The 24,914-nt window shown below is 41.8% G+C and carries 11 protein-coding genes and 1 pseudogene; 9 read left to right on the top strand and 3 right to left on the bottom strand.

What is annotated here, in order from left to right; translation table 11 throughout:
- The first annotated feature begins 94 nt into the window (after positions 1–94).
- Positions 95–3,700 (top strand): SusC/RagA family TonB-linked outer membrane protein, encoded by a 3,606-nt coding sequence (locus ECHVI_RS09660; protein WP_015265787.1) that lies wholly within the window; start codon positions 95–97, stop codon positions 3,698–3,700.
- Between the two features lie 10 nt (positions 3,701–3,710).
- The gene (locus tag ECHVI_RS09655) at positions 3,711–5,072 is read left to right on the top strand and encodes a RagB/SusD family nutrient uptake outer membrane protein (RefSeq protein WP_015265786.1); all 1,362 of its coding nucleotides are present in this window, start codon (positions 3,711–3,713) and stop codon (positions 5,070–5,072) included.
- A gap of 48 nt (positions 5,073–5,120) precedes the next feature.
- Here the strand turns inward: ECHVI_RS09655 and ECHVI_RS09650 are convergent, their stop codons facing one another.
- The 3 genes from ECHVI_RS09650 to ECHVI_RS23855 form a co-directional block, all read right to left on the bottom strand.
- Positions 5,121–5,372 (bottom strand): DUF6520 family protein, encoded by a 252-nt coding sequence (locus tag ECHVI_RS09650; RefSeq protein ID WP_015265785.1) that lies wholly within the window; start codon positions 5,370–5,372, stop codon positions 5,121–5,123.
- Positions 5,373–5,397: 25 nt separating this feature from the next.
- Positions 5,398–5,841, bottom strand: a complete 444-nt coding sequence (locus ECHVI_RS09645; protein ID WP_015265784.1) for a MauE/DoxX family redox-associated membrane protein — start codon at positions 5,839–5,841, stop codon at positions 5,398–5,400.
- A 147-nt stretch (positions 5,842–5,988) separates the two neighbouring features.
- Entirely contained in the window at positions 5,989–6,684 is a 696-nt protein-coding gene (locus ECHVI_RS23855; RefSeq protein ID WP_169316418.1) for a hypothetical protein, read from the bottom strand.
- Positions 6,685–6,919: 235 nt separating this feature from the next.
- On the opposite strand from ECHVI_RS23855, the gene ECHVI_RS09635 reads away from it, so the two are divergent.
- The 7 genes and pseudogenes from ECHVI_RS09635 (at position 6,920) to ECHVI_RS09605 (ending at position 24,761) form a co-directional block, all read left to right on the top strand.
- Positions 6,920–8,266, top strand: a complete 1,347-nt coding sequence (locus tag ECHVI_RS09635) for an aminotransferase-like domain-containing protein (RefSeq protein ID WP_015265782.1) — start codon at positions 6,920–6,922, stop codon at positions 8,264–8,266.
- Positions 8,267–8,711: 445 nt separating this feature from the next.
- Positions 8,712–10,517: a T9SS type A sorting domain-containing protein gene (locus tag ECHVI_RS09630; RefSeq protein ID WP_015265781.1), complete on the top strand. Its 1,806-nt coding sequence runs from the start codon at positions 8,712–8,714 to the stop codon at positions 10,515–10,517.
- A gap of 13 nt (positions 10,518–10,530) precedes the next feature.
- Positions 10,531–20,823: a SpvB/TcaC N-terminal domain-containing protein gene (locus tag ECHVI_RS09625; RefSeq protein ID WP_015265780.1), complete on the top strand. Its 10,293-nt coding sequence runs from the start codon at positions 10,531–10,533 to the stop codon at positions 20,821–20,823.
- A 16-nt stretch (positions 20,824–20,839) separates the two neighbouring features.
- Entirely contained in the window at positions 20,840–21,346 is a 507-nt protein-coding gene (locus ECHVI_RS09620; protein WP_015265779.1) for a hypothetical protein, read from the top strand.
- Positions 21,347–21,471: 125 nt separating this feature from the next.
- Positions 21,472–22,302: pseudogene (locus tag ECHVI_RS09615) on the top strand (RHS repeat-associated core domain-containing protein); the annotation flags it as partial.
- 4 nt (positions 22,303–22,306) lie between these two features.
- Complete coding sequence (locus tag ECHVI_RS09610) at positions 22,307–22,732, top strand: hypothetical protein (protein WP_015265777.1); 426 nt, start codon at positions 22,307–22,309, stop codon at positions 22,730–22,732.
- A 73-nt stretch (positions 22,733–22,805) separates the two neighbouring features.
- A complete protein-coding gene (locus tag ECHVI_RS09605) occupies positions 22,806–24,761 on the top strand; it encodes a T9SS type A sorting domain-containing protein (RefSeq protein WP_015265776.1) in 1,956 nt (651 codons plus the stop codon).
- The last annotated feature ends 153 nt before the right edge of the window (positions 24,762–24,914 follow it).

Below are 24,914 nucleotides of genomic sequence, written 5' to 3'. Positions count from 1 at the left end.
TAAGCAAAAGTGAGAGTATTTAATCAAATGCGGGCCTAAAAGCGAGCGTCTGGAAAACATTGCTTTAAGCCCTAACACTTAACAGGATAAAATTATGAAAAAAACTCTACTTCTCCATGCAGAAAAGGGTGGGTGCGGGTCATTATATTCCCTAAGCACGCTTTCCTATCTGCATCGAATACAATTCCTGGCCAGCTCTTTTGGCCGGAAGGTCATGCTTATTATGAAATGGTCTGTCTTTATTATCGGGATGATTTGTTATACCTCTTCCGCTCTAATAGCCGAAGAAGTCAAAGGGCAGTCCTTGCTGGAATCGAAGGTCACGATCCAGTTAAAGGAACAAACCTTAAAGTCGGCTTTGGACCAAATTTCTAAAGCCTCTGGTATCAGCTTTGTTTATAGCGGAAAGTTAGCCCGCTCCAAAGCAACCGTATCCCTGACAGCTGAAGGAATCCCATTGCGAAAGGTATTGGATGATATCCTAAAAGGCCTACCTTTTTCTTACCAGTCCCTGGGAAGTGAAATACTGTTTCAATATGACCCGGATCAAATAAAAGAATCCAATACCCTATTGGAAAAGGAGATAAAAGGCAAAATACTTACATCAAACGGACTGCCTATTGTTGGGGCTTCTATCCAAATCAAAGGCACTCACAAAGGTACTTTTACGGATAAAGAAGGAGCTTTTACCTTAACAGGAGTCCAAGAAGATGATGTTCTGGTCATTTCTATGATTGGGTTTGAGCGAAAGGAAATAGAATCATCAGATGTCGGTGGGGAAAGCCTGTCCATATCCCTCAAGGAAAGTATAGGGGAAATGGAAGCCTTTACTGTTTCTACAGGTTATGAAAGCATTCCTGAAGAGAGGGCTACCGGCTCATTTGAGCATGTGGACAACCAACTCTTAAACAGGCAGGTTTCTACTGATGTCATCGGACGTCTTAAGGCCATCGCTCCGAGTATTTTATTTGATGAAAGAGATGGGGAAACCCGGCTCACTATACGTGGACGGTCCACGATTTTTGGTGATGATAGTCCTTTGATTATTTTGGACAATTTCCCTTATGAAGGAGACCTGGACAATATAAACCCTAATGACATTGAAAGCATTTCCGTTTTAAAAGATGCTGCCGCTGCATCTATTTGGGGAGTCAGGGCGGGAAACGGAGTAATAGTCATTACCACCAAACAAGGAAAAAACAATCTTCCTCCCAGCCTGGAATTCAATTCCAACCTGACTATTGGGGAAAAACCTGATTTGTTTTACAGGCCGCAAATGTCTTCGTCCGACTTTATAGACGTGGAAACTTTTCTCTTTGAAAAGGGCTATTATGATGCAGACTTGACCAACTCGGAAACCTATCCGATGATCACGCCTGTCGTTGAAATATTGGAAAAGGGAAGACAAGGGGAAATAAGTCCGGAAGAAGCTGTACGCAGTATAGATAATCTTCGGGATGTGGATATAAGAAATGATTACCTTAAACATTTTTATAGGCCTTCGACCAAGCAACAATACGCTTTAAACCTAAAAGGAGGGAATGAAAATTACAGGTATTTCTTCTCCGCAGGATATGATAAAAACTTATTAGAGGAAAAGGGCAATGATTATGAGAGGATATCCCTGCGAAGTAGCCAGACCTTCACACCATTTAAGGACTTCGATATAACCGGGTCCATTACGTATACCCGAAGCATGCGTAATGATAACAATACCTTAAATGATGCACGACAAAACATCGAATATCCTTATGCAAAGCTAGCAGATTCAGAGGGGCTTCCCTTAAGTGTGCTTCGGGATTACAGGTCTTCCTTCATCAAAAACAGCCTTCAGGAAGGTTTTTTAAATTGGAGTTACTATCCCCTGGATGAGATAAACTTAACTTCGAAAAAATCAAGCCTGGAGAATATTCGCGCCAGTACTTCCGTGGCATGGAAGATCACAAAACATTTTAAGATAAAAGGGCAATACCTTTTTGAAAACCAAGGGGTAGTGAATGAAACTTTGAGAGGCCAAGACTCATACTATGTAAGAAATCTTGTTAATAATTTCTCCGAGCCCACCGGGGACGGGGTTAACCGCAATCTCCCCTTAGGAGACATTTTATATTTTTCCCAAAACTCCATACTGTCCCACAATGGAAGGTTTCAAGGGGAATACAATTATTTTGAAGGGGACCATTTTATAACAGCTCTTGCTGGGGTTGAGGCCAGACAAGTAGATGGAGCAGGTTATGGCAATGTATATTATGGCTACGACCGACAGTTAGGGACATCAGCCAATATAGACCACGTTGGATATTATCGATTATATCCTTCCGGAAATTATACGAATATAAGTGATGAGACTACTATACAAGGCACGAGCGATCGTTTCCGGTCCTACTTTTCCAATATCGCCTATACTTATAAAGACAGGTATACTTTTTCTGCCAGCGGGAGGATAGACCAATCCAACCTATTTGGGGTTAATTCCAATCAAAGGTCTGTCCCCTTATGGTCGGTAGGAAGTAAGTGGGATGTCAACAAGGAAGGCTTTTACAATCTGGACTGGCTTTCCCAATTAACCTTACGTGCAACTTACGGGTATAGCGGCAATATTGATAATTCGGTGACCGCCTATACCACCGCAAACTTCACCACGGCAACATACACTTTTCGGCAAAGCGCTTTTATTGTCAACCCTCCCAACCCCAATTTGCGATGGGAAAAATCAGGCATGCTCAATTTGGGCTTGGACTTTAAAGCCCTTGAAGGCCGGATATGGGGCTCTTTTGAGTATTTTAAAAGAAATGCTACAGATATCATCGGTCAGGCACCTTTAAATCCTACCGTGGGTTTATTGTCCTATCGCGGAAATGTCGCAGATATGTCCGGGAAAGGGTGGGACCTGGTATTAAACTCCACAAATATCAACTCCAGGATTAATTGGCAAACACAATTCCAGTTGAGCCATGCCACGGACAAAGTGACCAATTACGAGGTAAAGGCCACAACTATCTCCAATTTATTTACAGACGCAAGCATTAGCCGTGCCCCTGTATATGTCCAGCCCATAGAAGGGCGCCCACTGTTTGGAATTTATAGTTATCCATGGGCAGGGCTAAACCCTGAGACCGGAGCCCCCCAAGGCTACCTTAATGGAAAGGTAAGCACAGATTACAGCTCCATTTTCTTATTAGAAAATACCCCCATAGAAGATCTTGTGTACCATGGTCCGGCCATGCCCACATTATTCGGTGCCTTGCGCAATACTTTTGAATACAGGGGATGGGCTTTTTCTTTTAACATTGCCTGCCGGTTCGGTTATTATTTCCGAAGGAGCTCAATAAATTATTCCAGTTTGTTCCAGAACCGGACAGGGCATAAAGACTACGCCACAAGATGGAAAGAACCCGGGGATGAAATGCATACGAATGTTCCCTCCCTTATTTACCCAGCTAGTACAAACAGGGATTTGTTTTATGGTCGATCTGAGGTTTTGGTAGAAAAGGGTGATCATATAAGGCTTCAGGACATAAACCTTTCCTACCATTTTAAAGAACTCCCGTCGCGGTGGAAAATACAAGGGGCCAAGATATATATCTATGCCAATAATCTGGGGCTATTGTGGACTGCAAATGAGCACGGGATTGACCCCGACTTCCCCCAAATACCCCTGCCAAGGACTATTTCTTTCGGTATTAATGCTTCCTTTTAAAACAACAGCTATGAAAAAATTGATATCTACTTTATTCATCATATTTATCTTTTTTTCCTGCCAAGATGATTGGTTGGAAGAAAAAAGAAGTTTGTCCCTGGTAGTACCTTCCACCCTCAAGGACATGAGGCTTTTACTGAACAACTCGTTTCTGTTTACCAATGACGGGCTAAGTTTCTGTGATATAAGTGCTGACGATTATTATATAACAGATGAAGTATTTGCAGCTGCCCCCACAGCTATACAAAGAAACCTTTATCTATGGGAAAAAGATATTTATCAGGGCCGGACAGACATTGAGGATTGGAATACTGCTTATGAACAGATATTTACGGCAAATGTCATCCTGGATGGGCTTGCAAGAATTAATCCTTCGGAAAGTCAACAAAATGAATATAACAGTATTAAAGGAGGGGCCCTATTTTTCCGTGGGAAAGCCATGTTTTGCCTGGCACAGGAATTTGCAGGTGCCTATATACCTGAAAAAGCAAATTCACAACCAGGTATTCCAATTCGACTATCTCCTGACATTGATGCTCCCGTTAGCCGAAGCACCTTGCAACAAACCTATGATCAAATAGTCTCAGACTTGTCTATTGCAACAGACCTACTAGGGGATATCCCGGAGAGCAAAACAGATGCTTCCAAACCCGCCGCTTTAGGGTGGTTGGCTCGGTCTTTCTTAAGTATGGGGAATTATGATAAAGCCCTGGAATGTACGGAGAGATACCTCGATATAACTAACCTGTTAATGGATTATAATGACCTGGATCAAGAACGAAGGTATCCCTTTTCTTTATTTAATGACGAAGTGATAAGCCATAGCGTGGTTACAAGTATCTATCAGATTGGGTTCAGGCCCAGGGCACTTGTTAAAGAGCAAATTTTTGAATCCTACAAGGAAGGGGATCTCCGGAAAGATTTGTTTTTTATTATAAATGAGGACGGAACTGTAGGTTTTCGAGGACATTACACGGGCCAAAACAGGTATTTTACTGGAATAGCCACCGATGAAATGTACTTGATCAAATCCGAATGTCAAATTCGAACAGGAAATGTTCAGGATGGACTTAAGTCCTTAAACACTTTATTAAAAACACGATATGTTACTGGTCAATACGAAAACAAAGAAAATTTGAGCCAGAAGGAAGCATTGGATTTTGTTTTGCGTGAAAGGCGAAAAGAACTCTTGTTTAGAGGGCTACGGTGGATGGATTTAAGACGGTTAAACCTTGACCCGGAATATGCAGTTACCCTGACGCGTGAAATAGAAGGGATGATCTATAAGTTAGAGCCGGGTGACAAACGATATGTATTCCCTATCCCCGAAAATGTGATTGCATCTTCCGGGATGGAACAAAACCCTCGTTAGATATCACATAAGTGCCGCTGCAAAGGATGCAGCGGCACTTTTTAGGTATTATAACCTTTCTCCATTTACAATAGAGGTTGGCTCACCTACGGGTTGCCCATCGTCCAAATTGAACAATCCGGCACATTCCTCGGCACCATCTCCGCAATTGGGACCGCCAGGAGCGGGATCTCCTGGTTCTCCATTTTCGAGGTAGTACCAAGCCTGGGACTGAGAAGATTCTGCTACTGCAAATGCAACAGAACCCGTAATGCCCAAAACAAACGCAAGGGCCGTTAAACTGAATTTGATCTTTTTCATAACATTTAAGTTTAAAAAATAGAGCTTACTCTGTCTCTGAGGTTTTCAGCTTCCCCTCATCTTGCAAGAATTTCTTATTATGCAGTCTTGCACCTATAATTCCTATACCAACAAAAAATAAGTTCAAATAGAGATGCTCTGTCCATCCCATATTAACAGACAACCCGCCACATGTACACGGAATCGTTTCACTAAAAAGCAGTACACTAATGATGTATATACTAATAGAAAGCATCAATATTATAGAACCCATCAATCCCATAAATCGGGTTCGTTTAAATACCAATAGGGTTGCCAACATTATTTCTGTTATGGGAAGGGCAAGGGCAATAAAAAATCCCATTTTTGAGATAAATGGGAATCGACCGAGTTGGGTACTAAAAACATCATAACTTCCCAACTTTGTTATGGCCGCATATGACCATAACAGAATAAACATGGCGGATATGATGTCAATGATTTTTTGCATGTTTCATAAACTTTGGAGCTAATTTCCAAAGAAAAAACAACGTAAGAGTAGCCCAGTTAGCAGATAATCAGGTAGTCCAGCAGAAATCCCCTTTAAAACCGGAATGTTTCAAAAAGGGGATCTAGGATAAATCTTCCCAAATTACATTCACCTTCTTATTTCATTGAAATAACACTGTCTGGAATAAGGGGAAAATTCGGCCATTATTTCATCGATCCGGGAAGTCAGCTTAGTATAGGATGGATGTTGGACAACAGAAGGAAGATGGTTTTGAAAGGCCCATCTTCGAAAACCCAGGGTATATTTTCGGGCAGCTTTTCGTTTTTGATCCACGCCGTTTTCGAACAAACTAAAGCACTTTCCAAATTGATAAGCCAGGTCGGCGGTATACAATTCTCTATTGGGGTCAAAGTAAACATCAATTTCATTCATGATCACGTGCAGGTACGGACAGTAATGACTGTGTAAATAAAGGTTCAAACGAGGTTTACTTCTGTTGAAAAAGCGGGATAGATCCATTTGTCTATCAAAATTATCCTCCCATCCGTGCAATAGATACAGTTCAAAAGAAGGGTATAAGTTAATTGCGGTGCGGGGATCACCGATCATAAACAAACCAATAGTTAAAGCGGTCACTGCTGTGGACTCCCCGAAGGAGCATCCCCAACTGAAGATATTGGGGAAATTCGGTCTTAACTGATGTCCAAAATCAGGGATCAACTCTATTCCATCAACCCAAAGGCGCCTTTCAGGAACCTCACTTCTACCTTTAGGCCATTTCGTTTGGCCACTTATACGAAAAGATGTTTTTTCAGGATATCCATACTTTCTTTTTCGAATCATAACATAAAAAATTGGTAAATGCATAATTTATCGATTATAGAGGATGAAATCAACAAAAAGGTAGTCCAGTTCGATATTTTTCCTGTAGTCCAAACCTCGACCACAGGATTGAAAGAGTAGAAATTCTACTACATTTGCGATAATGAAAAATTTGAAAACTCAAGCTCCGGCAACAAAGAACTCATCTCCCCACTCTTAAACTATTTGGCTGGATGCTTGATAAAATCATCCGGATATGGTACCCGAATTTTTTCAACACTTAGAATTACATCGCAATAGAGCTTTTGCCTTACAAATCGAAGAATTTATCATTGACCTTATTCAGAAAGAGGTCCTAAAGGAAAACTTCCCTTTACCTTCCAGTAGAAAACTGGCCTTTTATCTATCCGTACACCGCAAAACAGTGATCAAAGCCTATGATAGGCTGACAGCAAAAGGCTATGTTTATACTATCGAAAGAGTGGGCTTTTATGTAAACCGAAGTCGTCCCGCTCCTAGAGGTTTTAAGCCGTATGAAAGCAAAATAAACTTAAGTGAAGATTACCCGGATATATCATTAAGTCCAATTTCAGAGCTCGGAAGGGCCTATCGCAGATATTTTTGGAAAGCCCGAAACTATGATCATCATTTGGTACAGTCTACAGGATATCCTCCTTTTCGCGATACCATGCATACCTATTTAGTTCACAACCGGGGAATTAACTGTACGTATGAAGAGTTCTGTGTCTTTTACGGTTATTACACCTTATTGTTGATGACGGTGTTTTCCTTTCTCCGAAAAGAAGGGGCCATTGTGATGGAAGAGCCGGCTGATCCCAATATCCGGAATGTCCTTCGCAGTATGGGATTGAAATTTATTACAGTCAGGGTGGGGCATCAGGGAATTAATACAACGGAACTGGAAGCGATATGCCAAAAACACCAGATAGGAGCGCTAATACTGAGCCCAAGAAATCAATACCCCACCACCGCGGTACTCTCATTTGGGAGACGGGAGAAGGTTGTTTGGCTTTCCCGGAAATACGGCTTTACGATTATTGAAAAGGACTTTGAACACGAGTTCATATATAACAAAGAAGTACCGGGAACTCTAAAAGGAGAATTTCCTAATGATAACATTATATACATCTCTCCATTGAGTAAAATGATCCCCTCACTTCACCTTACGGTACTCCTTATAGCCCCCCGGCATTTTATTTATAGCATTAGAAAACTCTTGTATTCCCAACGAAATGTTATACTGGAACAGTCCTTAAATGAGTTGATTAGGGAAGGGGTGATCAATCTCTTTTCCAAAAAGCTCAATAAGATATACAAAAAGAGAAGAGACCATATTCATCAGTTCTTAAAAAGGCAGAGTGGTATTTTTCATCACCCTCCTCAAACAGGGCTGGCATTTTGGATCGAATTTTCCAGGCCACTGGCCATCGAACAAGTCCGAAACCGCTTAAAAAAAGAGGGGTATTACCTCCAAAACCCAGCCCATTATTTTGCAGGAGAACATCCTAATAATGCCATACGAATAGGGTTTGGGAAAAGCCTTCCCGAGCATTTTGAAAAGATATGGGGTATATTCCGCTAAAGGTATTCAATAAGTTTAATCACTAAACTTATTGATTTACATTATAGTGCGCCTAAAACATAGATTTAGTAAGGGGTTTCATAAAATTTAAGTAAAAATATCAAAATAAAATTTGGTAGTTACGGCATTTTATTTAAGTTAGCCGAAGTTTTTATAGAAAGAAGGGATTCTTTAGAATAGAACAACTTGCTAGGTTTTACCTGACAATTTTTATTATCGATAAAGTTTAGTTTTTAGGTAAATGCCTCTTTTCGCCCGAAGAGCAGAGGGATGACGTTTCGCATAGACGGGCTAAATACATACTCACACATCACAGGAGAGATAATATATGGGAAGCACACTGTAACAGTAGTTTCCCAAAGGAGGTTTTTTGTTTTTTTTAATCGGCCTTATGGACCGAAAAATATATGTGAAATAGAGTATACATTTTTTAAACAACCATCGTATGACCCGATCTTATGCAACCTATCGTAAAGGCCTGATTTACTTATTTTGTTTAGTGTGTTTTTATTCATTTTCAGGGAACTCCCAGATATTAGAAAAACAAAGAGAGTATGTTCGCCTGCAAGCCGTTAAAGATACCGTTTCGCCCCTATTGCATTATGTGGGAAACTACGCCGTACTGGATACCGATACACCGGAAGTAGCCAATGGGCTGACCCGGATTGCATCGGAGCAGAGCGGGACTTTATTTTTAGTAGTACGCCCAAACACCGATGACAGCCTGTCTGCGGAGTGCCTTTTAAGAGTTGGCCCGGTACGTCTTTTCCGGGACCGTGTGGAGGTGGATGGCCTGGAAGTATCCATCCCGCCGATCGGTAGAAAACCGGCGATGGTAAAAGTGAAATACCAGGGGAGAGTAGGCCCATGGTACCGACGACCCAAAGTAAAGATCAGCGATGAGATCGAATTGGCAGAGGTGATCTATTATAAGGATATACTCCGGCGCAAGGAAGTCCGGGTAGTAGAGTCCTTCCTGGCGATGAAGTACTCCATTAATATTACGGAAAATAAAGAAAAGGAGTGGCGCTATTACGCCGATATCAAGGATGAGAAAGTATGGTCACCCGCTTCGGATGGAATGTACGATAAAGAAGTACTCGCGCTGGGGCGTTTGGACCGGGCCGGTTTTTATCAAAGCCAGACCTTTAGTTCGGATTCGCGGAGCATTCGCCTGAGTCTGGATACCATTTCTGTCCTGGGAGCTATGCCGGAAAGAGATATCCGGGACGGTTCGCTCTTGATCTTGTCCCAAAGAAAAAACGACAACCAACAAAGCAATAGCGGGGAATGCGGTAGCTCGCGTTTTGTCCATCCCTGGAAACTCAAATTTGTCAATTGGGATTCCCCGGCCGAATATCTTCACCTGAAAATAGACACCAGCCTTGAAAAAACCCAGGGTGCCCAGATCACAAACGGAAAGGATCGTTTCCCGATTGTGATGCACGTAAGGAATGAGACTACCTATATTCAAATTCCCATCCCCCCGGACTCTATACGAAATCATGACTTTTACCTCGAATGGGATCAAAGGGAAGAGGAGCAAGACTGCCCGGCCCTTGTGGAAGTAGAAAAACAAGAATGTATCGATGGACGCAACCGACTTGCGATCGAAGTAAACCCGGAAGTGCTGCCTTGCCGAATGACCCTCACCCACCGGGAGAGCCAGCGCTCATGGAGCAGTATGCTGAAAACAAGCTCCGGGCAACTGGACAATATCGGTAGAGGCCAGTACCAGTTAGTGATTGAGCAAGTCGATAAGGGTATTTTAAAAGATGAGGTCTTCTTTTTTGAGAGTTGCATCGAGGATACCGATAGCTTAGGCCAGGATTCAACGTTGATGGCCGGTATAAGTGGAAGTAATAATCCCAATGCCGGAGAAGGATGGTTGTTTACCGACCTGAATGCCCCCAACGGAAATGATAGCAATGAAAACGAAGAAGCCAACGGAGATAATGGTTTTCCCGCCGATGGCCCCTTCGGTTCCCACACCACGGGAGTGACGGCCTATCCCAACCCCGGGGCGAGGGATAAGAAAGTCCGCTTTCAGTTTTTTAACCTCGACGAGCAAAACTTTAGGGTATTGATCTTCGACGGTCATGGAAAACTATTGGAAGATGGCCGTTTTACCCCTCATACAGGAAAGCGCCAATACAAACATACCTTCCGGGTAGACGGCTCGTACATTGTCAAGTTCCTGTCTGAAGACTACACCTTCACCCAGAACATCCGCATTAAATCAAACCTCTAAAACGACCCCTATCATGAACAATAAAGATATTATAACAAAAATCGCGTCCTTTTTATTGATATTCTTCTTTTTGGGGAATGATTTGGTCGCCAGCGTAAGGGCTGTAATACATTTTCCGACTGAGAAAACAAGTCCTGTAAGAATAACCAAAGTTCCTGAAAGAAATCGAGTAACAAAAAATCCCAAAGCTTCGCCTAATCGTTACAATAAGGAAAATGCAGTAAAAAGAAGCTCCGGTGCTTCCCGTTTAATTTTTAATGCACAAGAAGCCGAAGCTTACCTCGGTAAACACGAAAAAGATCCGATGGGACTTCCCGTGAATGATTTCTTTGCCATAGAAGTTGACAAAGATATAAGGGAATATTCGTACGCATATCTCGAATACCAAATCCGGGGGTTGGAAGATGGGCTGAGTATACCCAAGTCGGTCAACAATGAACCCGTGTATACTGGATCACCGGTAAAGCCGGGTACGGAATGGCAAACTATTCGTCAAAAACTGGATCGCACGGAGATTAAACAGGGGGTCAATCAAGTGCGATTTAGCCTGTCCCGTTTTTATAAGTTCCCGGTAACGATTAAAAATGTGCGCCTCCAACTTTCAAATGAGACAATGAAAGCGGGAGATATGCTGAAAGAAGAAAGGATTCAGGCGAAGGAGGAAGACTTTAAGGTAATGGAAGGAAAGGAAGGGCATGTCTTTAAATTAAGGGATGTGGACATGCCATCGATTCCCGACGGTATACGCAATGTGAGCCGCAATGCCTGGGGATATTTTTATCAATCCCAAAGCGAAAAGACTGTAAAGGTTTCCATTGGGGTAAATAAAGAAATACTGGCTTCTGGGAAGAGCCTTGCTGAGGTTCAGATTTTTTATTTTAATAAAAAAGATCGTGTCTGGAAACCTGCACACGTAGAGCACGTGGATATGGCCAAAACGAACCTGGAGGGGAGTGTTCCTTCCAATACCAATTATTTTGCCGGTTTGATTACAGCTCCGGAAATGCCGGAAGCCAAGGCACATGTCCCCACTGCCATGTCCGATATTAAGGCTGCTAATCCAGCTGCCGGTATGAACATCATACAGCCTCCTTCCATCAGCAATACCGGCGAGGCAGGTATTCAGTATCCATTGGAAATCCCGGAGGGACGTAATGGGATGGCCCCAAACCTAAATCTAACCTATAGCAGCGATGCCGGCACAGGATGGATGGGAATGGGATGGAATATTAGTATTCCGAGTGTAAGTATAGACTCGCGATGGGGAGTGCCTACTTTTCCCACTAAGCAAGCTGAAGTTTATATGTTAAACGGTAATTCGCTGGTGGAAGAGGGAGGATACAAAGGAAACCGGAACCCTACAACCCGTACCGGTGGCGATGTCCGTTTTTTTGAGCATGTACAGAGTTCATATAAGGAAATTGTGCGTAAGGGGGGCAGTACTTCCGATTACCGGTGGATAGAGACAACCGCCAATCATACTACTTTTTACTATGGTACAACAGACGGATCAACTGTAGCCGAAGATGCCGTGCTGCGAAATAGCTCAAATGCTTCCGGAGATATTGTCCGCTGGTACTTAAAGAAAGTAAAAGACAAATGGGGGAATTTTATGACCTATTCCTATTCTGATATCAGCGGGTCCGGCGGTATAAAAAATGGTGCCAGGGGCAAGGTTTTATCTAGCATACAATATACTTCCCATGAGTCTACCAGTGGAAGGTATAGTATAGAATTTGACCTGGCTTCGGGCACGCGTAGAGATGGAAAAGTAACCATGAACCTTGGATTTCCGGAACTGGATGACCGTTTATTGGAGCAAATCCGCGTGATGTATGACAGTGAAGAGGTCAAGCGGTTTGAGTTCAATTACAAGAATGATGATACTACAATGTTTAAAACCCTTTTGACATCGGTAGAAGAGTATCGAAAAGGGAGTTTGTTTTATGACCACAATTTTAAATATTATGAAGGTACCCTCGAATACAGCGGTGCAGAAACAATTAACCTATCGTATTTTAATAATAGTCTGCTGGGGGATATTCCTTCTGAAGTGTCCTCATTGACCGCCCCCTTAAGCACGCAGGCCTATCCTTCGCCCATCAGTACCACTACTACACTGGGATGGGGTACCAATGGATCTATAGGAGTTGGTGTAGCGCCGTTAACAGATGTGCCGAATAAAGCGTTTACATTTTCCGGGCGATTGGGATATTCCCAAACCTTTAATAAAGACCAGTATACCCTTAGTGATGTTAATGGGGATGGGTTACCGGACCTTATATACAATCATCAGGGGAAAACCCGCTTTCTTCCTTTGCAGCGAAATGGTTCCGGGGGATTGCAGTTTGGAAATTATAAAACCGTAAACTATGGAGGGCGTTTGAAACGTTCGGGCGGAAGTAGCTTTACTTATGGTTTCGATTTCGCTTTGCCGCTTAATATTTTTTATTTCGGAATGAACTGGAACCGGACAAAATCGTCTACCTCCACCTATCTTACAGACTATAATGCCGATGGTATTTCAGATGTGGTAAGCGGTCGAAGCGGGGAGAATGGAGTTGTGCACTTTGGTAGAGTAGATGCCAATGGAGATATCAAATATTCTGTCAGTAGCATTTCTACTCCCAATGTGGTTAAGCAAGGTGTGGCCGTGGCCCAAAGCGAAGATACAGACGAGGTTCTCAAAGACCTTGAAATTGTTAGGGTATGGGAGGCTCCCTTTGATGGGGAAATTGAAATCAATGGTTGGGCAGAACTTTTACGGGAGTCCGAAGATGAGGTATCAGTAGGGGTTCAACAAAACAATTCCTTTCTAATACCGATGAGGTCATTATATCCAACGGTACCCGAGGAAATAACAGAAGTAACACAGGTAGACCGTGGCGATCTTCTGATGTTCCGGGTAAGGGCCAATGAAAATGGCTATGATGACCTGGTAGAATGGAACCCGGAAGTAGAATACATTGACCTGGCCGAAGGGGACCTCTCAAAAACCGATCCCAATGGCATCGACTATCTCAATTCCACTTACGAAGATGGATTTTTATTATCGGCTGGCGAAGGGGTATCTTTCAGAGGGGATGAATTAGCTAGCGTTAATTGGCCACCTTTTTCTGCGGGTCCTTTTACTGATGATGTAATCCTGCGGGTCTATGCGAGGATTAGTGATCCTACCAACAATAGCCTGGTTGATGAGTATGTATACAAAATGAAAATAGCGGCGGGCAATACCCGAAATCCTATCCCGTCACAATTTGTAGATTATTTTGGTAGTGAAGAGATTTTGGATCTATCCAATATTCCGGGTTTTGAACCACATTACGTCTGTGATCTCTCTTTTGAAATTTTTAGCCATTCCAACGTAAAATGGAAGGAAATTTCCTGGAGGCCGCAAATCACAATCACTTCGGGTGACTGCAATATGGAGAAACATTTCTACCCGGTAGTATACTATAAAAACTGGAATAAGGTAGAGAAAATGGATGCCCCCTTGCTGGTTGAAGGACCAAATACATATATGACCTCTCCTTCAATAGATGAGAGTATTATAGAAAGCTTATTTGATGATGAGAATGCACCGGATTCCTATAAGCTTTACTTCGTAACCAAGCAAAAAGGGGTAGCTTCAGTTTCTCCACAAGATGGGCTGGGCACCAAGATCATGATCCTGTTGACCCCTGGCGACGGCATCCAATATTTTCACGTTCCGGAATGGGGTGACGAGCCGGGGGAAGAAATACCCCCCGGAGAAATAACAGAAAACAACGATTTTACCGTTGGATCAGAAGATAATGAGGTCTATGCGGAATTTTATACCGATAGCAAGGAAGTAGCACAGCTACTGCGGGAAACAGCAAGTGTAAATTTGTATAGTAGTGGAGGGCCTATTGTCGAAGAGGCAGAAGAGTTCAATATCTATTACCGTGACCATAATGTCCTTCAAGACTACTTTCTACATTGGGGACAATTTTGTTGGAGCGACTCTGTAGCTGATCCCATTCTCACTTCCGAGTTATATATCCCGGCACAGGATGTTGCTGAAAATAACGACTACAGTGATGAATCGACTCCCGATACCTCGACGATGAGTAGCCTTAAAGATGACATGAACCCTATGGACTGGCAGTTTTTTCCCTTATCGGCAAAGCGCGGGGAAAATCAAGGTCAGTTAAGAGATTATATTAAAAGTTATTCCCTATCACCTAACCCGGAATACCTGGATCGTTGGATTGCCTTGGGCACTCACGTGGGAACGTATTCCCATATGGGAATAACCGCACCGGGAAAACTTGGCGAAGAAGAACCTCTTGGAGATCCGGAATCCCCTTCGGTACCGGACCCCACTTATGGGGCTTCTACAGCCTTGCCCCTAAGCAGGGGATTATCTTTAGGAATGAGTTGGGGAAGCGGCCCGGTAGTGGACTCCAAGACATTTACCTCTTCCAATTATGGGAATTGGAGCTTGAGTTCTGCCATGGACATCAACGGGGATGGATACCCGGACATATTGAGGTCAGAATCTGCTCTACGAGCACAGGTAACAGATGCCCTGGGCGGCTACGGATCAGAATATAGCTATGACCCGGACAAAAGCCTTGGTTATTCTCTCTCCGATAACCTGGGGCGGAGCATATCGGGGAAATTTTTAAATGAAGACCCCCGTTTTCAGGATGTGGGAAATAGTGCGTCCGGAAATTTTGGGCAGGATTATACCAAGGTGGAATGGCAGGACATGAACGGAGATGGATTGGCGGACCGGATCAGTAGTGGAAACAGCGGAACAGATGTAGAACTCAATACCGGAAAAGGGTTGAAGTCTCCTGTCGATATCGGAACATCCAATCATAACCAATCCTCTAACCTGGCATTTAGCCTGGGGGCCTCTTATAGCAACATGGATAACGGGTTTGAAAGTACCGGCATGAGTTTTAGCGGGGGGATAGGTTTGAGTAGATCCGGGGGAAAGTCGAAGAGACTTTTAATTGACCTCAATGGGGATGGACTGCCTGACCAGGTATCTGTTTCAGGGGGGAATGTTTCCGTGTCCTTAAATACGGGTACAGGGTTTGAAACCTATACCGAAGCTTCTATTGATGAACTGGATAATTTAAACAGATCGGATGCCTTGGGTATTTCCGCAAATGTTGCAGGCACATACTCCTTCTATGTAATGTTTTTTTTACTGGCCGTACTGAAAGTATCAATTTCAGGTGGGGTGCAGGGAAATTTTGCGATCAATAAACTTAGTTCTTCCCTGCGTGATATGAACGGGGATGGTGTCCTGGATTTTATCGAAACCGACAATAAGGGAAATCTCAAAATTTACAAGAGTAAGCTGGGCAAGCAAAATCTGCTCAAGGAAGTGACCAATCCGCTCGGTGGTGGCTTTGTTATCGACTATGGGCAGGAAGGCAATAAATACGGAGATTACCCAACACGGATACAGACCCATGATACTCCAGAACGGGACCGAATGATCTGGGATATGCCCAATAGTAAATGGGTCATGCGCCAAGTGGATGTATTTGATGGCCTGGATATTCAAAATGGAAGTGGTGAAGATGTCGATGGAACCGATACGCTTCACTACTATTTTGCCTATGACGGAGGAGTGAAAAGCCGAAGGGAAAGGTCGTTCTTGGGATTTACGCGTACGGAAACCCGATATGAGGCCAATCGAGAGGAACCGATCCAGGATCACCCCAAGATTTACATAACGGAAGTAACGGATTATCCTAAACCTTTAAAAAATGATCCAGGCTATCGCAAACGTTTTGAGTATATGCAAGGCATAACCGAAGATCACTACACCTTATATCACAAAGAAGTTTTGGAACAAGTAGACATACAGGGCGGTGGTTATCAATGGGTGTATAACCACTATATAAAGCTCATGGAGCACCGGGAGAACCGTTATGTCTATAAGGAAGTAGATCAAAATACAGGACTGGCCACTTCCAATGTCGTGGACTGGAACGCCATTGGGGAAACCCAAACCGTATTCCCGGCCTTAAGTGTGATCAAGAAAATATCCGTGCCCCAGGTTGAAGACTCCACGACCTTCTTTACCACAAAAGATACCATAAACTATGACTCCTATTTTAACGTGAAGCGGTATATGCAGGAAGCCAGTGACCCCACCACCGGTATGGGTGATAGCATAGAGCTCGAGCCGATGATCGTTACTTCTTATGAATATGATACCCTGGAGTTCTTTTTCTCAGATATCACTAATGGCAACAGTCCTTTTGATGCAGGCTCGATAGATCCGGAAACGGGCATGGTTTGTCACACGATTTCCAATTCGGGCTTTGATCCCATAGATTATTGTGTCCCGGGTCATTTCGATTCTAATTTTATCTATAATATTAAAAACAATCCGTGCTATGATAGCAGTGGTTTATATACGGAGGCCACGCAATTTGAAATTGTTTTTCGAAAGGAAGTTTCCGATACCATACACCGGAAAAGGGCCAGGTACAATACCACCTATCACGGCGCCCTGATTGCCGTTATGGAATACTATAACCCGACTATGGCGCGCAATCAAACCAATATGCTGAAATGGCACAAGGTGTATTTTGGCAGTACCGATGATGATAGCCTTCGCAGGTATGTAAAAGTAGAAGCCCTTCAGGATCAAAAGGCACCGTCCCTTATATGGAATTATTTAAACGACGAGGATTATGCCGAAACGGATGTTACTTATGATGATAAAGGAAATGTTATCGAGGTAATTGGGCCGGTTAATGACGATGGTCAAAGACTTCGAGTTCAATATGACTATGACACGGAAGTGGAGCAATATGTAACACATATCAACAACCTTTCATATGGAGAAGAGCGCTGTATGATATATGATTATGAGACCGGTAACCTGATGGAAGAAAAGGATGTTAATGGGCATAGCATAGCCTACCGGTATGATGATAAATCCCGTCTGGTGTCTGTATTCGGCCCGAGGGAGTTTGAAGATCCTTCGTCGGCCCCCACAATGTCCTTTGCTTATTTTCCGGAAGGCACGGTCAGTGGAAATGGAGTCCCGGTGGCCTTTACCTACCACAATATGGATGTAGCGGAAGAACCTTCTGGAGAAGGGCAAGGTGACCTTGAGGGGGGATGTTCTGAACCGGCAGATCTGGACGGGCGTCCAGAGATTACCACGGCAATGCAAACCTCGACATTTATGGATGGTATGCAACGGGTCATACAAGTGAAAAAAGATGCCTCCCAGTCTGGTAATATAAAAAGAGAAGTTTCGGGTATGATCGCCTATGATTACCTGGGAAGGGAAGCTAAAAAAACAATATCCCATTTGGAGAACCATAGTGTGTCACCCGGGGTGATGGATTTCTCGCCCTCTTCCTTCCTGCTTTACAAGAAACGTTATGACTATGCCGGCAGGATAAAAGAACTGGTGGAATATAATGAAGACTACGATAGTGTAATGACGGGTTTTGCCTATGATTGGAGCACGGGGATTATTCAAGCAAATGAAAAGGACTTTTATACGGAGTCAAGTAAAGAAGGGTTTATTTCGAGAAAATATAAAGATGTTCGCGGAAATATTATAGGGACCTCCCTAAGTAGTGACGGATATGCTTTGGCAAAGATGTATTACGATCCCCTAAAGCAATTAAAAACAGTAAAAGACCCTATAGGAGAAATAACCACCTATGAATATGATAATTTTGGCCGCACCACCCAGGAAAGCCACCCTGACCGTGGAATTTCAGAATTTCAATATGATTTGGCGGGGAACCTTATCGAGGCCATTACTGCTGAAAACCCGGACGGCATAGTGATGAATTATGATTATCTTCGTTTAAAAGAGAAAATTATGCCTCCAGGCACAGGTTATACCGGCGATGTGAATAATGTTGAGTACACCTACGGTTCCCCCGGCGATGGGAAAAACGGTGCAGGCAGGATCGTAGAAATAATACAGGGTAATAACTTCAAAACGGAAGAATATAAATACGATGAACTGGGTAACCTAATTTGGGAATACACCAATATCGGGATACCCAATGCAGGGTTTAGGGAATATGAAATGAGTTACCGATACGATAGCTGGGGACGTATGCGTTGGATCAAGTACCCGGACAATGAACAGGTAGAATATGTCTATACCGATGCGGGTGAATTGGAGAGTTTTAGTCGTATAGCCGGTCCGGGAGGAACAGTAGATATTGTAAGCGAGGTTCAATATGACGGTTTTGGGAATATAGCAGAGATTCAATACGGAAACAATACCCATACCCAATTTACCTATAATGGGTTTACCCGCAGGTTACAATATTCCGAGCTGCATGACGCAGATGGAATGCCAATGTTGGACAAAGAATATGCCTATAGTGACCGGGGCAATGTGGAAAGTATTGACAATAGCTCCGGGGTATATCAAAGCCCATTAACCTCCAATGAATTGGGGGGAGGCTACAATTTTTCTTATACCTATGATGCTTTAAGTAGACTCTCAAATGCATCCGGGTCAGCTACTTTTACTGGCGATGCCAGTCATGAATATAATGTGGGTATGGAATATTACGCCGATGGAAGGATCCGTAAAAAACTACAGACCCATACGATTGATGAGGCCCCTACTAAGTATGATTATGATATGACCTACATATATAACGACGAGAACAAGCGGCACCAGATAGATTATATCAGTCAGGTTGTAGACGATCCATTCTTTGGGGAAACGACTTTTGAAAATGTTTATTCCTACAACGAAGAGGGTAGCGTAACCGGGGTCGAAATAAATTCTGAATTTGCCCTTTTTGAACCTCCCTATTATAAATGGGATGAAATGCAGCAACTCAATGCTTCGTTTAATCCATTATATGGTACGCAACACTATTTATATGACCAAAATAGAGAAAGGATACTAAAGGGAAATATGCGAGAGGTTGATGGAGAAACAAATGGAGAAGGTGGAGATCCTGAGTATGTGATGGACAGCTATACTTTTTATCTCAATCCATATTATGTAGTGACACATTATGATGAAACCACAGAGGGAAGCAAGCACTATTATATGGGCAGCCAAAGAGTCGCCAGCTCCATGATAAGCTATATTGTAACAGAAGCTATTTACGAAGGTACCCTTGAACCATCATTGGAAACGACTTCGGGTTCAATCAAGAACCTGGATGATATTTTATATGATGTGCAGGAGCAAGGACTGATGGAAGGGTTTACCGTTGAATCCATAGACTATAATGAATTCCTGGCGATTCCCATTCTACAGGAGGCCATACCCTTTGCCGGTGGACTTGAAGAAGAGATGGACGGATGTGAAGGGGATGAACAATGCTTGTGTGAACAAAGTATCTTTCATGCCCGCGAACAATATGGCATCGCTTGTGAACAAATACAGGTAATGTACTGGTACCACCCCGATTATTTGGGAAATACCGAGTGGGTAAGCAACCGTCCTGGTTACGGACATCAGTATTTTTGGTACAGTCCATGGGGAGAAGCTTTGCACGAAGATCATGACCGGGGGCAATTCGAAAGTCGTTACCTTTTCAATGCGAAGGAACAGGACATAGAGACGGATAATTACTATTATGGGATGCGCTATTACGACCCCCAAATCAGTATGTGGCTATCGGTCGACAGGCTGGCAGCCAAATACCCCGCCTGGACCCCATATAATTTCACAATGAATAACCCTGTTAATTTGATTGATCCGAATGGGGATAGTGTAAAGACTTCGCAAGAGGGGTATGATATAATAAATCAAGGATTAACATCCACTCTTGGGGAATCTCATCCCTTCGGTTACGATCAAGATAAGGGAGCTGTTACATTTGATCAAAATTTTGATAGGAGTAAATATAATAAGGATCAGTTGGATGTAATTGATAGATATTCCTCTTTAGTTATTTCTGAAAGTGACATGGTAAATGTCTCAGTTGTTAATTTTGAAGAGAATATTTCTGAAATCAACCAGAGTTTAGCCGATAGAGGAGCAGGTGGTGTTACTGTTCCATATTCAATAAAAAATTCGAAAACAGGAGAAAGAATAGGTACAGAGCAAAATGTTTACATAGCCAGAAACCCTCAGCGAAAAATTGGAACTGATCCTTTTGGTAATGCACGATATCAAGCAGAAAGGCCGTATTATCCAGGGTTAACAAGTATTCATGAAATAGGTGGACATGCTTACTTGCATGTTAAGCAACCCGGTGTTTCTAATCATAATCAATTGGTGGAGAGTTTTGAAAATAGAGTCAGAAATTTTTATATGTATAAAGGTGCGCCAATTAAGGGGTTTGCGAGAAAGCATTAATTTAAAGCAGATAGTAATGTTGAATTTAGTTAAAGTATTAATCATATTTTCTTTTGGTATTGTTTCTTGTAAAGATGGGTCGGATAATATGAAGAGTGATTTTCAAGGAAAATCTTTAGAAAATTTACAAAAGACCAAATTATTCAAAAACTTTATTTCTTTAAGAGAACTTAACTTAGGTGATGGCTATTATAGTTTTCTATATGAAGACACGGTGACAAATTCTCAGTTCATCCTTCTCTGTCAGGAGGAGACATATAAGACAGAAAAAGATCAAAAATTAATAGTGAAGGATTTACTTAAATTAAGTCAATTAAATGAGAATGAGTACGTAGATTTTGGGTCGATTGAGCAGGAAAGTAAAGAGTTATTTGTAATTGCTATTGAAGTAAATAAACAGGCCCTAGCATCGAAATCTCAAGGAATACGTAGAGCATGGATTTTTTCGCCTGAAGAAAACAAATTCAAAGAACTCGACGTAACGGGATTATATCGCTTGAATGAAGGGTATTATAAAAAATGAGCCTCCCAAATAAAAGGAAATCGGATAAATCTCAACTGCATGCGTACATAGTATTTCATGAACTAAAGCTTCAATTGTATTTAAAGGCTTCGTGAGTATTTTCAAATAAGCGTAAGGCAGCAGGGTATAAGTTTAATGCGAAGGAATTGGATGAGGAGACGGGATTGTACTACTACGGGGCGAGATATTACGACCCTCAAGGAAGTTTTTGGATGTCTGTAGATCCACTGGCTCATGAATATCCTACACTTTCTCCGTATGTTTTTGTAGCCAATAATCCCATTAATCTTATTGATCCGGACGGTCGTAAAATCTGGATAGTAGGTGAAGATGGTAGTAGGACTGAATATACACAAGGAATGAAGTATGAGGGAGAAGATAAATTTACCAGTAAAATGGTAGAGCAATTCAATAAAATGAATAAGACTGACAACGGAGACGTAGTGCTTAGTGAGTTGATTTCATCCGATGCAGATTATGACTATACCAACCAAAAATCTCAGGAAGGGACGGTAGGTTTTGCTGGAAATGAAAATGGTTCTAAAGGAGGAACAGCTTATTTGGGTAATTCAAATAATTTAGAGAATGTAGCACATGAATCTTTCCATGGCTATCAACAGGAAATGGGTCAGGGAGGTGCATCTATATACAATGAAGTTGAAGCTTACTTATTTGGTAAGTCAACTGCTATGCAATACTCATTTAATACTGGCGAAATGACAGGAGGGTCATCATCAGGATTAGGGCAGAATAACCAAGCAGGGAATAACTATGAAGGCGCATTTAAGAATTTGTTATGGTCTGGCGATTTTAATCAATCACAGTTTAATTCGACCGTTAAGAATTTCAAAAGTGGCGCACAGGCGAATGAATTAGGTATTTATAACTCTTATCCTATGAGAAGGAGTAATCAGAAGCAATCGATGATTAGATCATTCTATCCATTAATAAAATAGAGATATGAAACAGGTTAATCGCAAGATGTTAAGGTTAATGTATTTAATCTTGATATTGTGTTTTGGAAATAATATGGGTTGTGCTCAAAATCCTAATTCCAAAGATTTTTCTTTTAGTTTGAATGTGACCAAGGAAGATACGTTGGATTTAAGAGGTTTCTTTCTTCTAGAAGTAGATACATTAAATTCTAAAATCAAGATAAAAGATGTCAAAGTTGAAGGTTATAAAGTTTTCCGTGGGGATAGCTTATACTGCGAGGAATTGAATAGATCTACTACGAAAAGATGTGACGACGAAATCATATCTTACATGAGTCGTGTTATTGAAGGTATAAAGATGCGTTCAGAACTTATTGATAAAGATATTTTGAAGAGGGAGGGGGTGCGATACACACAATTCTATAGAGTAAGATTGACTCCTGATATATAACTTTGATGAATTGGAGAATTCTGTTGCGATTCATTGCGGTATTATATTAGAGTTCACATATAAACTTTTTAAAATGTATAGATTTCTAAACATATTATTTTTCTTAGTCTCGCTATTTTTAAGTAGTTATGCTTCTGTAGCACAGGTTCCGGAAGTAGATTGGGTGAAGACTTTTGGAGGTTCGGATTATGAAATGATTTGGGAGAGTAAGGTTGATTATCGAGGCAATACTGTTAATGTGGGTTTATTTAGTGATACAGTTGATTTTGATCCCGGTCCAGGGTCTAACATTCGGATTGTTCCTCCTGGTGTATCTCATATGTTTGTACAAAAATTGGACGCCAATGGTAATCTGTTATGGGTTAAAACGCTATCAAGTCCGGAGTTTGTAACAAGTAATAATGTCTCTATACAAAAAGATAACTCGATAGTCGTAAATGGTGTATTTGCTTACGATTCCATAGACTTTGATCCAAGCCCAAGTAATAGTTATTATTTGAAAGGTAGCTCGACTATGAATTCGTCATATATTTTAAAACTGGATGATCAGGGAAATTTCATCTGGGCTATAGTTCATAGTGGTTCCGTAATAATGAATAGCTTAATCTCAGATACACTAGATAATATTTATTCTATTGGCAATTTTAGTGATTCATTTGATGGCAACCCCGACCCATCTGTTTATACACCAATAACTCCTCACACACCTGGCAAATCTGATTTTTTTGTTCAAAAACTGAATAGTGCAGGGCGCCAGTTGTGGGGAAAAACCATCAAAGGCAGCAAAGATATAATCTCAAATGGGATTGCTTTAAATCAAAAACAAGAACTGATAATTGTCGGATCTTTTAAAGGGTCGGCCGATTTTAATCCCGGATCAGGAGTTTCTAATATAACCGCCGGTGGAAATAATTTCTCGGGCTTTATCTTACAACTTGACACGGCAGGAGCATATAAAGATGCTTTTGTTATAAATGCGGCTGCCAGCAGTTCTTGTAAGATTGTCGATATTGAAACAGATGATATCAATAATATATATTTAGCAGGGTCTTATAGAGGAAATGATGTGGATTTTGATCCTGGTCAAGACACTGCATCCTCTCCTGTTTATCAGGGTTGGTTTATAGAAAAACTTGATTCCAACGGGTCTTTGGAATGGGCACATCCTTATGGGAGTAACCTCTTACTTGAGCAGACCCGCTCATTGAGATTACTGTTAGATGACTATAAGAATGTTTATGTAGGGGGCTATTTTGATGATGGTGACCTTGAACTGGAGCCGGGAATTCCCGGTGGAAAAACCTTAAATCACAATGGTTCCAGGGATATATTCATTGCCAAACATGATTCGCATGGCAAGATAGAATGGGCACAGGGGTTTGGCAGCAACAGGAATGATCGGGCTTTAAGCATAAACAAGGATTCTGATGGTAGTATTTATTTAAGCGGCTATTATTCCGAGGCCATAAATTTTAACTTATATGATCCCAACGATATTACCTTAAACAGGGGAGGATATGATTGCTTCGTATTGAAATTCAAATCCTGTCCGACCCTACCCACAGAAGTTATATTAGACCCCAATACAGCTATTCTTACCTGGGACTATAAGGATGCATACTCGGCTTCTTATCATCTTAGTTGGTATAGTTGCGATGGTGATAGCCTAATTTCAGATGAAACAGATACCACATTTTCACCAACTCAAAACGGTAATTATGCCTTAATCATTGAGAAAGAGGGCTGCATAGATACTTCAGAATGTCTTTCTATTCAGAATGTAAGCCTGAAAGACGGAGCGCCTTTACAAGGCATAAAGTTGTTTCCAAATCCTACAGGTAATATTCTCCATGTAGCGGGTCTAAATGAGCCTGCTGCTAGTTTTATTGTAATGGATATATTGGGTCACAAGGTCTTGGAAACGTATAATCAGGACTTAATTGACCTAGGCGAACTGAAGTCCGGAACTTATTTTGTTCTGATCGAAGTCGATGGGTTGACTACAGTGAAAAAGGTCTTTAAAAACTAAATCATATTCTCCGTATCTTGAACTGAAGAATGCGAAATAAATTTCAACCATGTTAATTTTCTCCGAAAACACTACCAAAGAGAATTCTTGGAAGCTCCTTCTGTAGTCATTAGAAAAAATGAATTGATATTCTACAATTAAGGTGGAATTAAA

This window comes from Echinicola vietnamensis DSM 17526 (genome assembly GCF_000325705.1).
Lineage (GTDB): Bacteria > Bacteroidota > Bacteroidia > Cytophagales > Cyclobacteriaceae > Echinicola > Echinicola vietnamensis.
This window is presented reverse-complemented; position numbering and strand designations above follow the sequence as displayed.

Bases quoted from the DNA above. Each gene is read 5' to 3' on its own strand.
- ECHVI_RS23855 (WP_169316418.1), bottom strand. From the start codon at position 6,684: ATGATTCGAAAAAGAAAGTATGGATATCCTGAAAAAACATCTTTTCGT.
- ECHVI_RS09620 (WP_015265779.1), top strand. From the start codon at position 20,840: ATGTTGAATTTAGTTAAAGTATTAATCATATTTTCTTTTGGTATTGTT.
- ECHVI_RS09660 (WP_015265787.1), top strand. From the start codon at position 95: ATGAAAAAAACTCTACTTCTCCATGCAGAAAAGGGTGGGTGCGGGTCA.
- ECHVI_RS09655 (WP_015265786.1), top strand. From the start codon at position 3,711: ATGAAAAAATTGATATCTACTTTATTCATCATATTTATCTTTTTTTCC.
- ECHVI_RS09650 (WP_015265785.1), bottom strand. From the start codon at position 5,372: ATGAAAAAGATCAAATTCAGTTTAACGGCCCTTGCGTTTGTTTTGGGC.
- ECHVI_RS09625 (WP_015265780.1), top strand. From the start codon at position 10,531: ATGAACAATAAAGATATTATAACAAAAATCGCGTCCTTTTTATTGATA.
- ECHVI_RS09630 (WP_015265781.1), top strand. From the start codon at position 8,712: ATGACCCGATCTTATGCAACCTATCGTAAAGGCCTGATTTACTTATTT.
- ECHVI_RS09645 (WP_015265784.1), bottom strand. From the start codon at position 5,841: ATGCAAAAAATCATTGACATCATATCCGCCATGTTTATTCTGTTATGG.
- ECHVI_RS09635 (WP_015265782.1), top strand. From the start codon at position 6,920: ATGGTACCCGAATTTTTTCAACACTTAGAATTACATCGCAATAGAGCT.
- ECHVI_RS09605 (WP_015265776.1), top strand. From the start codon at position 22,806: ATGTATAGATTTCTAAACATATTATTTTTCTTAGTCTCGCTATTTTTA.
- ECHVI_RS09610 (WP_015265777.1), top strand. From the start codon at position 22,307: ATGAAACAGGTTAATCGCAAGATGTTAAGGTTAATGTATTTAATCTTG.